General features: G+C 68.6%; 12 protein-coding genes. 6 read left to right on the top strand and 6 right to left on the bottom strand.

Annotated elements, in window-relative coordinates:
* A partial coding sequence (locus QOD90_RS28510; protein ID WP_526355435.1) for an FAD-dependent oxidoreductase occupies positions 1-265 on the bottom strand: 265 nt, incomplete at its 3' end.
* 57 nt (positions 266-322) lie between these two features.
* The gene (locus tag QOD90_RS28505) at positions 323-1,738 is read right to left on the bottom strand and encodes an NAD(P)H-quinone dehydrogenase (RefSeq protein ID WP_526355433.1); all 1,416 of its coding nucleotides are present in this window, start codon (positions 1,736-1,738) and stop codon (positions 323-325) included.
* 117 nt (positions 1,739-1,855) lie between these two features.
* On the opposite strand from QOD90_RS28505, the gene QOD90_RS28500 reads away from it, so the two are divergent.
* The gene (locus tag QOD90_RS28500; protein WP_526355431.1) at positions 1,856-2,329 is read left to right on the top strand and encodes a gamma-glutamylcyclotransferase family protein; all 474 of its coding nucleotides are present in this window, start codon (positions 1,856-1,858) and stop codon (positions 2,327-2,329) included.
* 118 nt (positions 2,330-2,447) lie between these two features.
* On the opposite strand, the gene QOD90_RS28495 is transcribed toward QOD90_RS28500, so the two are convergent.
* Positions 2,448-3,617, bottom strand: coding sequence for an amidohydrolase (locus tag QOD90_RS28495; protein ID WP_526355429.1), 1,170 nt, complete (start codon positions 3,615-3,617; stop codon positions 2,448-2,450).
* Positions 3,614-4,792 carry a M20 family metallopeptidase gene (locus QOD90_RS28490; protein WP_526355427.1) on the bottom strand — a complete coding sequence of 393 codons (1,179 nt, stop codon included), beginning with the start codon at positions 4,790-4,792 and terminating at the stop codon, positions 3,614-3,616. The genes QOD90_RS28495 and QOD90_RS28490 overlap by 4 nt, the downstream gene beginning before the upstream one ends.
* A 69-nt stretch (positions 4,793-4,861) precedes the next feature.
* Between QOD90_RS28490 and QOD90_RS28485 the strand changes: the two genes are divergently transcribed.
* Entirely contained in the window at positions 4,862-5,665 is an 804-nt protein-coding gene (locus tag QOD90_RS28485) for a purine-nucleoside phosphorylase (protein WP_526355425.1), read from the top strand.
* Here the strand turns inward: QOD90_RS28485 and QOD90_RS28480 are convergent.
* Positions 5,611-6,846, bottom strand: coding sequence for an AbrB family protein (locus QOD90_RS28480; RefSeq protein WP_526355423.1), 1,236 nt, complete (start codon positions 6,844-6,846; stop codon positions 5,611-5,613). The two genes, QOD90_RS28485 and QOD90_RS28480, sit on opposite strands and share 55 nt — an antisense overlap.
* On the opposite strand from QOD90_RS28480, the gene QOD90_RS28475 reads away from it, so the two are divergent.
* Positions 6,788-7,237: a MarR family winged helix-turn-helix transcriptional regulator gene (locus tag QOD90_RS28475; protein ID WP_526355421.1), complete on the top strand. Its 450-nt coding sequence runs from the start codon at positions 6,788-6,790 to the stop codon at positions 7,235-7,237. The two genes, QOD90_RS28480 and QOD90_RS28475, sit on opposite strands and share 59 nt — an antisense overlap.
* A 5-nt stretch (positions 7,238-7,242) precedes the next feature.
* Positions 7,243-8,757 carry a phospho-sugar mutase gene (locus tag QOD90_RS28470; protein WP_526355419.1) on the top strand — a complete coding sequence of 505 codons (1,515 nt, stop codon included), beginning with the start codon at positions 7,243-7,245 and terminating at the stop codon, positions 8,755-8,757.
* Here the strand turns inward: QOD90_RS28470 and upp are convergent.
* Complete coding sequence (gene upp, locus QOD90_RS28465; protein WP_526355417.1) at positions 8,739-9,362, bottom strand: uracil phosphoribosyltransferase; 624 nt, start codon at positions 9,360-9,362, stop codon at positions 8,739-8,741. The genes QOD90_RS28470 and upp overlap by 19 nt on opposite strands.
* A 75-nt stretch (positions 9,363-9,437) precedes the next feature.
* Here upp and QOD90_RS28460 point away from each other — a divergent pair, with 75 nt between their 5' ends.
* The gene (locus QOD90_RS28460) at positions 9,438-9,734 is read left to right on the top strand and encodes a hypothetical protein (protein WP_526355415.1); all 297 of its coding nucleotides are present in this window, start codon (positions 9,438-9,440) and stop codon (positions 9,732-9,734) included.
* Positions 9,735-9,736: 2 nt separating this feature from the next.
* Positions 9,737-10,822 (top strand): C40 family peptidase, encoded by a 1,086-nt coding sequence (locus QOD90_RS28455; protein WP_526355413.1) that lies wholly within the window; start codon positions 9,737-9,739, stop codon positions 10,820-10,822.
* Positions 10,823-11,231: the final 409 nt, after the last annotated feature.

Below are 11,231 nucleotides of genomic sequence, written 5' to 3'. Positions count from 1 at the left end.
ACTCCAGTTGCTCCAGATAGCGCAGGCCGCCGTGAAACATCTTCGAGGACCGACTGGACGTGCCGGATGCGAAATCGCGGGCCTCGACCAGCGCCACCTTCAGACCGCGGGTGGCGGCATCGAGGGCCGCCCCGGCACCGACGACGCCACCGCCGATGACGACGACGTCGAACTGCTCGCTACCGAGTCGTTCCCACGCCTGTGCACGCCATTCGGGGCCAAGAAGGGTCTGGCCGTTGCCCGGACCGGGGATCGGGTCACTCACGCCAGGGACTCCTCTTGTTACTGGTCGGTAGGCATACGGCTTCGAGCCTACGTGTCTTTAATCCAGATCGTCGTGAGCCATCAACCGACGGGCCGCCTCGACCGTCGAACCGGACAGCGACGGGTACACCGACAGCGTCTGCGCGAGGTCGGTCACCGATATCCGGTTCTGCACCGCAAGCGCGATCGGCAGGATCAGTTCCGAGGCGATCGGCGCGACGACGACTCCACCGATGACCACGCCAGTGGCAGGCCGGCAGAAGATCTTGACGAAGCCCCGGCGCAGCAGCGACATCTTGGCTCTGGCGTTGGTTGTCAGCGGCAGCATCAGCGTGCGCGCGGGCACCGTCCCGTTGTCGATCGCGGTCTGCGGTACGCCGACGGCGGCGATCTCGGGGCGGGTGAAGACAGCGGCGGCGACGGTGCGCAGGCGAATGGGCGACACTCCCTCACCGAGCGCGTGATACATCGCGATGCGGCCCTGCATGGCGGCCACCGACGCCAGCGGCAGGAGTCCGGTGCAGTCGCCGGCGGCGTAGATGCCGGCCGCAGAGGTACGCGAAACGCGATCCACTGCAAGGTAATTGCCACTTCCCAGCTCGATGCCGACCTTCTCGAGGCCGAGGTTCTCGGTGTTGGGCACCGAGCCGACGGTCATCAGCGCGTGGCTGCCCTCGACTCTGCGACCGTCGGCCAAGGCGACCACCACACCGTTCGGGCTGCGGGTGACCGAGTCCGCGCGCGCATTCTTGACCAGCTTCACGCCGCGCTCGTTGAACGCCTCTTCCAGCACCGCTGCAGCGTCGGAGTCCTCGTGCGGCAGGATCTGGTCGCGGCTGGCCACCACGGTGACCTTGACGCCCAGCTCGGTGTAGGCGCTGCAGAACTCGGCGCCGGTGACACCCGAGCCGACGATGACCAGGTGCTCGGGCAGCTCGGTGAGGTCGTAGAGCTGACGCCAATTCAGGATCCGCTCGCCGTCGGGCACGGCGTTCGGAAGCACCCGCGGGCGGGCTCCGGTGGCGATCAGCACGACGTCGGCCTTGAGCACACCCGTTTTGCCGTCGGGTGTGGCGACCTTCACACGGTGGTGCGCCATGCCGGGGATGTCGTCGACGAGTTGGCCGTGGCCGTGCACGATCGTCACCCCCTCGCGCAGGAGGTTCGAACCGATGTCGGCGGACTGCGACCGCGCCAGCGTCTTCACGCGGTTGTGAATCTGCGGCAACGAGATCTTCGCGTCCTCGATCTTGATGTCGAAGCCGAGTCCGTTGGCGCGGCGCAGCTCGGTGCGCACGCCCGTCGACGCGATGAATGTCTTGGACGGCACGCAGTCCCAGAGCACGCACGCGCCGCCGATACCGTCGGAGTCGATGACGGTGACCTGCGCGACGTCTGGACCGCGGCCCGCCGCGACGAGTGCAGCCTCATAGCCGGCGGGGCCGCCCCCGATGATCACAATGCGGGTAACCACGGACCCAACCTAGTCTGCTGTGGCCGACGCAACGCGGCGGTTGCCCGCCCGTGCAATTTCCCGGGTCGCTCCGCTCCTGCCCACCGAATGCCGTGCCCACCCCTTAGGCTTACCGCCGTGCCGATCTACGCCGCTTACGGATCGAACATGCATCCGGAGCAGATGCTGCAGCGTGCGCCGCACTCGCCGATGGCGGGAACGGGGTGGCTGCACGGTTGGCGACTCACGTTCGGCGGCGAGGATCTGGGCTGGGAGGGCGCGCTCGCCACCCTCGTCGAGGATCCGCTGTCGAAGGTCTTCGTCGTGCTCTACGACATGACCCGAGAGGACGAGGAGAACCTCGATCGCTGGGAGGGCTCGGAGCTCGGCTTCCACAAGAAGATCCGTTGCCGGGTCCACCGCGAGTCCTCGGACACCAGCACCGATCCGGTGCTTGCCTGGCTCTACGTCGTCGACGCCTGGGAGGGTGGCATCCCGTCGGCTCGGTACCTCGGGGTGATGGCCGAGGCCGCCGAGATCGCAGGCGCGCCGGATGAGTACGTCCACGATCTGCGTACCCGACCGGCCGGCAACGTCGGTCCAGGCACCTAGCGCCGACTCTGCGCTCACAACCCCGCCTCGCCCCGTCGAGATCTGCGCCAGGGTCGCACTTCGGCGCAGATCACGACCCACCCGTAGAGCTCGCGGCGAAGGGGGCGGCGAAGGAGCCCTAGATTCCGGCCGACTGCTCGATGATGTTCGTGAACACCCGCACCCCGACGCCCAACGCCCGCTCGTCGAGGTCGAACGTCGGTTGGTGCAGGTCCAGCTGGGGACCGTGACCCGGCCAGACGCCAAGGCGCGCCATCGCGCCGGGAACGTCCTCGAGGTACCAGGAGAAGTCCTCGCCGCCGCCGGACTGTCGGGTGTCGGTGAGAACGTCGGCACCGATGGCCTCGATCGCGTGCGTGAAGATCCGCGTCGACACCTCCTCGTTGACTACCGGTGGGACACCGCGTCGATAGTGCACGCTGAACTCGACTTGCAGGGGAGCCAACAGCGACGAAACGATCTCGCGGACAAGCTCTTCCATCGCGACCCAGGCCTCACGGCTGGCAGTGCGGATGGTGCCGGCGACGCTGCCGGTCTGCGGGATGGCGTTGGCGGCGACGCCGGCGTTGACGGCGCCCCACACCATGACGGTGCTGTTGCGCGGATCGACGCGCCGCGACAGCACGCCAGGAACGCCAGTGATCAGGGTGCCAAGCGCGTACACCAAATCGCCGGTCAGATGGGGGCGCGACGTGTGTCCGCCCGGCGAGTGCAGCGTGATCTCGACCTGGTCGGCCGCGGACGTGATGGGCCCGGGCCGGATGGCGACCTTGCCGACCTCGAGACGAGGATCGCAGTGCAACGCGAAGATTCGCGACACTCCGTTCAACGCGCCCGCGGCGATCGCGTCGATGGCGCCGCCGGGCATCAACTCCTCGGCGGGTTGAAAGAGCAGGCGCACCCCGACGGGCAGTTCCGGGACCGAGGCGAGAGCCAGGCCCGCACCGAGCAGAACCGCCGTGTGCCCGTCATGGCCACAGGCGTGCGCGACGTTGGGTACCAGCGACGAGTACGACGAACCGGTCCGTTCGGCCATCGGAAGCGCGTCCATGTCGGCACGCAGCGCGATCCGCGGGGCATGCTCCGGCCCGAAGTCACACGTCAGGCCGGTGCCGCCCGGCAGAACCTTGGGGTTCAGGCCGGCATCGGCGAGGCGCGACGCCACGAACTGCGTCGTTTCGAACTCCTGCCGGCCCAGCTCGGGGTGCTGATGGATGTGGCGCCGCCACGCCACCATTGCGCCGTAGTTGGCGGCCAGCCACGCCTCGGTGGCCTCCGAGATGGTCATCCGCGGGCCGCCTTGCTTCGCATCACCCGATCGCGCTCGGCCGGGGTCTCGGCGAGCTCGACGACGGTGCGGGCCAGCATCACTGCACCCTCGATGACGGCCTTGTCAGCACTCGGTCCCGCGGCGGCGGCCGCGAACGCCGGCTGGTGGATCGATGCGCCTTCGGCGTCGATGCCGACGATCGGATGAATGCCGGGCATGATTTGCGTGACGTTGCCCATGTCGGTACTGCCCAGCGGCAACGCGGCCTCGATCTCCGTCCCGACGGGAGTCCGGCCGAACCGCACCATCTCGGCGCGGAACACGTCGGCGAGCCATTGGTCAGGCGTCAGCTCGAGGTAGGACGGCTCCGTCGCCTCGACCTGGTGGCCGCAGCCCGTGGCCACCGCACCGGCCAGGAAGCAGTCCGACATCCTGCCTTCCAGCTCGCGCAACGAGCCGGAGTCGTTGGCGCGCATCGTGTAATGCATCTCGGTGCGGGCCGGGATGACGTTGGTGGCCTGGCCGCCGTCGGTGACGATGCCGTGCACCATCTGTCCCGGCGCGAACTGTTGGCGCAGCAGACCGATCGCCACCTGAGACACCGTGATCGCGTCGGCCGCGTTGAGCCCCAGATACGGCGCGACGGCCGCGTGCGCCTCACGTCCGGTGTATTCGACGGCCACCTGTGACAGCGCAAGGGACCGCGCGCGGGCGATGTCTAGAGGTCCGGCGTGCAACATCACCGTGGCGGCGATGTCGTCGAACGTGCCAGCCTCCAGCATCAGGGCCTTACCGCCCCCCGCCTCCTCGGCGGGGGTGCCGAGGAGCACGACCGTCAGGTCCAGTTCGTCGGCGACCTCGGCGAGCGCGAGGGCCGTCCCGACGGCGGATGCCGCGATGATGTTGTGGCCGCACGCGTGCCCGATGCCCGGCAGCGCGTCGTACTCCGCGCAGATGCCGATGACCAGCGATCCGCTACCGAAATCGGCGCGGAAGGCGGTGTCCAATCCCCCGGGTGCCGCTGTCACCTGAAATCCGCGCTGGGCGACCAGCGCCTGCGTCTTGGCGCAACTGCGGTGTTCGGCGAACGCCAGTTCCGGCTCGGCATGGATGGAATGCGACAGCTCGACGAGGTCGCCGCGACGTCGCTGGACGACGTCCTCCACGGTCGTCGATGCTGTGACGGTTGGCATCGAAGCAGTATCTCACCGACCGTTTGTTCTTCGCGCGAGCGCTCATCACCGACGGCTACGCTCCTCCCTGTGGCTGCTGTGACGGATCCTCAAGACGTTGCCGACGAAGCGGCCGCGGCCCTTTTGGCACGCACCGGGATCGATTCCTTCGACGTTGCCGTCGTCCTTGGTTCGGGGTGGGCGCCTGCCGCCGCTGAACTCGGCGATCCGTCGGCCGTCGTTCCGATGGCAGAGCTGCCGGGCTTCACGCCTCCCTCGGCCGCGGGCCACGGCGGCCAGGTTCTGGTGGTGCACGTCGGCGGCAAGCGGGTCCTGGTGCTGCTCGGCCGAATCCACGCCTATGAGGGCCACGACCTCCGCCACGTGGTGCATCCCGTGCGGACGGCGTGCGCGGCAGGCGCCCGAAGCGTCGTCCTGACCAACGCTGCGGGCGGGCTCCGGGCGGACTACTCGGTGGGCCAGCCGGTGCTGATCAACGATCACCTCAACTTGACCGCACGTTCACCGCTGGTGGGCGCCAAGTTCGTCGACCTCGTCGACGCCTACTCACCGCGCTTGCGCGCGCTGGCCCGTGACGTCGATCCGACTCTGGCGGAAGGTGTCTACGCCGGGCTGCCCGGTCCGCATTACGAGACGCCGGCCGAGATCCGGATGCTGCGGACGCTCGGCGCCGACCTGGTCGGCATGTCGACGGTGCACGAGACGATCGCGGCCCGCGCGGCGGGCGCCGAGGTGCTCGGTGTCTCGCTGGTGACCAACCTGGCAGCCGGTATGACAGGCCAACCGCTGAGCCATGTCGAGGTGCTGGAGGCGGGGCGTCAGTCGGCCACGCGGATGGGTTCCCTGCTCTCGGAGGTACTGGCGCGCCTGTAGGCGAACCGCCTGGTCAGCGCGACGAGGCCGCGGGCCAGCAGCGGCGCGGCGAACAACATCAGCAGTACCCGTACGACCTGCGCGGCGATGATGAACGTGACGTTCGAGCCCGTCTCGACGGCGGTGGCCAGCACGGCGTAGATGCCGCCGGGGCTGGTCGACAGGTAGCCCTCGAGCGGGCTGATCCCCGTCACGTGGGCCAACAGGATGCCGAGGCCGGCGCAGGCGACGTTGAGCAGCACGATCAGACCAAGCGCCGTCGGCAGCGCACGGCCGATCGCTCGCATGGACTCGCGGGTGAAGGCGACCCCGGCCTGCCAACCGATGACGGCATAGCCGAGCTGAACCAGCGCCATCGGCACGGAAAGGCCGAACGACGTCCCGGTCAGCTCCAGCGCGATGGTCACCGCCATGGGTCCGAGCAGTCCGGAACCGGGCAGCCGGGCGAGCCGTCCCGCCGTGGCGCCGACGAGGACGATGACCACCAGCATGGCGATGCTGAGATACCAAGGCGCCGGGTCAGTTTGGCTGGGCACAGCGGTGTGGCCGGTCTTCTCAGCGTGGTAGACGAGGGTGACGACGACGGGCATCGATGCCGTGATCAGGGCGACCCGTAGGTACTGCACCACGGCGACCACGCGGTCGTCCCCGCCCAATTCCCTGGCGATCGCGACGAGACCGGAGGCACCGCCCGCGACCAAGGCGAGTGATCCGGTGAGCGGGCTGATGTCGCGGTGCAGGCCCAGTAGCGCGCCAGCGCCGATGCTCAGCGCCAGCGTGGCGACGGCAACGGCGAGCACGATCGGCCAGTCCGAGCCGAGCGCGGTGAGCGCATCCCGGTGCACCATCGTGCCGATGTAGACGCCGAGCACGCCTTGGGCGGCGATGCCCGCCTTGCGGGGCAATCCCGCGGGAGCGAGCGAGATCAGTGCCAGCACGATGCCGACGATCAGGGCCGCAAAGAGCGCGGCGGACGGGACGCCGATCAGGTCCAAGGGCACCGTGACGGCAACCGTGATGACGACGAGCAGGGCCCACTTCCACATAACGACAAGTATGCACTTGTTAAACGGCGTGCTCAAACTGGCCTTTATCTCGCGATTACCAAGGTATAACTTGGTAATGAGCACTACTGAGGTCTCCAACAAAGCCAACGCGACCGAGTTGCGGGAGTCGATCATGGCCCTGACCCGCCAACTTCGTCGCCATCGCAGCGACAACGGCCTCACCCTCAGCCAGCAGCAGGTCCTCGGTGAAGTCATCAGGGCCGGGGTCACCACACCCGCCGAACTCGCCGCCCGCATGCGGGTGCGCGTGCAGTCCTTGACCGACGGCATCAACCATCTGGAGTCGCGCGGGTTGGTGGCCCGCAGAACCGACGCCGACGACCGGCGTCGCCAACTCATCGAGGTCACCGCGGATGGAGTGGCACTGCTGGAAGACGATCGCGCCGAACGCGACGAGTGGCTCAACACGGCGATGCACGACACTCTGACCGAGCTCGAGTTCAACCTGTTGATGCTCGTTGCGCCCGTGCTCCGCAAGCTCGCTGACGGTGACGAGAGACAATGACAGCCATGACGGACCAGCCTCTGACGTTCGGCACGGCGGGACTACGCGGCCCGATGCGTCCTGGCCCAGGCGGCATGAACGTCGAGACCGTGACGTCGGCGACGTGGGCTTTGGCCAAGGTGCTCAAGGACAGACGTCTTGGCGGTTCGACGGTCGTGGTGGGCCGCGACGCTCGCCACAACTCCGATGAGTTTGCCCTGGCGACCGCTGAAGTACTTGCCGCCGAGGGCTTTTCCGTCGTCTTGCTGCCGGATCCGGCCCCGACGCCGGTGGTCGCGTTCGCGGTTCGCCATCTCGGCATTGCGGCGGGGGTCCAGATCACCGCGTCGCACAACCCGCCCGCCGACAACGGCTACAAGGTGTACCTCGACGGAGGCATGCAGATCGTCCCTCCGACCGACCGCGAGATCGAAGCCGCCATGGCGATCGCACCGAGCGACGTCGCCCGTGCCGAGGTCACGCCTGCGGGCACCGAACTCATCGGGGACTACGTCCGCCGCGCCGCCGGGGTCCGACGGACGACCGGCGACGTACGGATCGCGTTGACGCCCATGCACGGCGTCGGCGGGGAGCCTGCGCTACTGGCGTTGCGGGAGGCGGGCTTCACCGACGTCCACCCCGTCACCGAGCAGTACTCACCCGACCCGGACTTCCCCACCGTCGCGTTCCCCAACCCGGAGGAACCCGGCGCCACCGACCGGCTTCTCGCGCTCGCCGCCGACGTCGACGCCGACGTCGCGATCGCGCTGGACCCTGATGCCGACCGGTGCGCTGTCGGCATCCCGACGGTCACGGGCTGGCGGATGCTGTCGGGAGACGAAACCGGTTGGCTACTGGGTGATTTCGTGCTGTCCCAAACCGAACCTGGCGAAGTGATGGCGGGCAGCGTGGTCGCCAGCACGATCGTGTCGTCGCGCATGCTCGCCGCCATCGCCGCCGCCCATGGAGCTCAGCACGTCGAGACGCTCACCGGATTCAAGTGGCTCGCACGCGCCGACGCCGGCCTCGCGGGCAGCACGCTGGTCTACGCCTACGAGGAGGCGATCGGCCACTGCGTCGACCCCGCCGCCGTTCGAGACAAGGACGGCATAAGTGCGGCCGTGCTTGCCTGCGACCTCGTCGCGGCACTTCGCAACGAGGGCCGCACCCCCGCGGATGCCCTCGATGCACTGGCCCTGCGGCACGGCGTGCACACGACGTCCGCAGTGTCGGTGCCGGCCGACGCCACCCTCGTTGACCGCCTTCGGGCGAACCCGCCTACCCACCTAGGCGACCAACCGGTGGAGGTCACCGACCTGCTGGACCGCCGAGGACAGCAGCGCACCGACGCTCTGATCTATCGCGGCGAATCGGTGCGCGTGGCTATACGCCCATCGGGAACCGAGCCGAAGGTCAAGGCGTACTTGGAGATTCGGCTGCCACCCAGCGAGAACGTGCCCGCGGCCCTAACGGTCGCGGCCCGACTGCTCGACGAGCTGAGGGCCGACGTCGTCGCCCTGCTTCAGCGGGGCCCGAACTGACGGTCACCCGCATCGCCGAGCCCCGGCACGATGTAGGACACGTCGTTGAGCCCGTCGTCGATCGCCGCGGTGAACAGCTTTAGATTCGGTGATGCCTTCTCCAGCGCCGCAATGCCTTCCGGCGCACACACCACGCACACGGCGGTGATGTCGACGGCGTTGCGGGCGTGCAGGAGACCCAGGGTGTGCGCCATCGATCCGCCGGTGGCGAGCATCGGGTCAAGCACCATTACCGGAGTGGTGCTGAGGTCGTCGGGCAGCGACTCCAGGTACGGGGTGGGCAGCGCGGTCTGCTCGTCGCGGGCGACGCCGACGAACCCGACCTTGGCCTCGGGTATCAGTTGGTGTGCCTTCTCGACCATGCCGAGACCGGCCCGAAGCACCGGGACCAACAGGGGTGGCGATGCGAGGCGGGACCCGACGGTGTCGGTCAGCGGGGTGCGGATCGGTACGGGAGTGGAGGCCGCGTCCCGGGTCGCCTCGTAGACCAGCATCAGCGACAGGTCGCACAGGGCGGCGCGGAAGCCGGCGTTGTCGGTGCGCTCGTCGCGCAACGTGGTCAACCGGGCAGCGGCGAGGGGGTGATCGACAACGCGGACGTCCATGCGGCGAACCCTAGTGGAACCACCACGTCGGAGACGTGAATGGAACCAGAGCGCTCCGGCCGACGTCATAACCGCATGATCGCCGATACGTCCGACATCCATGGGCTCAGCGTCGCCCACCGTGGTCACGCCGATGACCTCACCTCCGTAGCTGCCGAGCTGACTGCCGCCACGGTCGCCGCCGACGCCTTCGGCGAGGTCGGAGCCGGATTCCTCGCGGCACTGAATCGTGCGTTGATGCAGGAGGCACATCGCGCCACGCAGCTCGCCGAGCGCGTCATCGCGGCGGCTTCGACGGCGAACACGGTGGCCGATGCCTACAGATCTGCCGAAGATCATGCGGGGCAGGCGATCTCGTTGCGGCGAGCCTAGCAGTGCCCAGCACACTGGTGAGCGGGTTGAGCGCGTCGCTGCGCGAGCTGCAGGCGACGGTCGGTACCGGCACTCCGAACGCCGCCACCGCGCTGGCAAGCATTCGCACCGCACTGACCGACATCGCCGCCGCGACCGGCCGGTCATGGCAGGGGACGCGCTGGGTCGGCGACGCGGGGACGGCCGCATCCGAGTTCTCCCGGGAGACCGTGGCGGCCGTCGACGCCCTGGCCGCCAGGGCGGGTGACCTCGGTGCCGCTACGACGGACGCCGCCGACGCCGTAGGCCGCGCACGGGCGCGACTTCAGACCATCGTCGATGAATTCGAAGCCCGCGCCGCTGTACTCGAGCCCCAGCTCGACGAGCCAGGTGTGGCGGACGAACTCGTCGCGGAGGCCCGCCGGGCACTCGACGAGGCCAAGGGCGTGATCGAGGAACTGCGTGCCGAGCTCGACGATCACCAGGCGACCGTTGCCGAGCCCGCACCGGGAGCACTGCCGACGGTGCCGATGGGCGGAATGCCCGGCCCTGGTAGTGGGCTCGGGTCGGGACCGGGGCCAGGGCCGGGGCTGGGGTCGGGACTGGGCGGTGCGGAGCCGGCCGGGCTCGCCGGTGCGTCGGTTGAACGCTCCGACGCCTCGGGATCGGCGAGTGACGACGCGCGCCCGCTCGCCGATCCCGGCATGTTCGGCAACGGCGTCACGGTACAGCTGCCCGACGGCAGCACGGCCACGGCGCCAAATGCGCTCGCCGCGAGCGCGGTTCGGTATGCACTGACGCAGCTCGGCGTGCCGTACGACTGGGGCGGCACCACGCCAGGAGTAGGTCTGGATTGCAGCGGGCTGACGCAATGGGCGTATCACGAAGCCGGACTAGATCTTCCACGGCTGGCACAGGAGCAGGACATCGGGTCGGCGGTGAACCAGAGCACGCTACGGCCGGGTGATCTCGCGGTGTGGGACGGCCACGTCGCGATGGTCGTTGGCAACGGGCAGATGATCGAGGCGGGCTCGCCGGTGAAGCTGTCGCCGATCCGGACGTCCAACGCGGGGCAGGGTTTTCAGGGGTTCTGGCGGCCTACGGCGTGATCGCGTGACCTCGGGTCGTCCTGCGTCGCCCGAGAATCTGAATCCGGACGTCCTACGTCCTACGCGGGTCAGCGGCCACCCTATGGACAACGGCGTCTCGGCGGGCGGCATGCGCTGAAGCTACGACCGCAACCTGGGAATTCGCCGGGAGGGTGCAATTAGCATGTGACACCGACATTTTCGGGGTGCGAAGGCGTGGTTGTGCACAGTCTGCGTTTCATCCACAACCTGGTTCTTTGGGGTTGTTCGATGTCGGTGTTAGCACATATGTTCGAATCATGTTCGATCACCTGGTGGCCACCACCACCGGCACCCACGGGGCCGGGGCAGTCGACGCCTGGACCCGGGTGGAAGCCGCCGCGTGCGCCCGCAGGTTGACGGCGATGGTCACCCTGCTCGATACCGCTCA

It is taken from the genome of Mycobacterium sp., from assembly GCF_032161845.1.
Classification (GTDB): domain Bacteria; phylum Actinomycetota; class Actinomycetes; order Mycobacteriales; family Mycobacteriaceae; genus Mycobacterium.
This window is presented reverse-complemented; position numbering and strand designations above follow the sequence as displayed.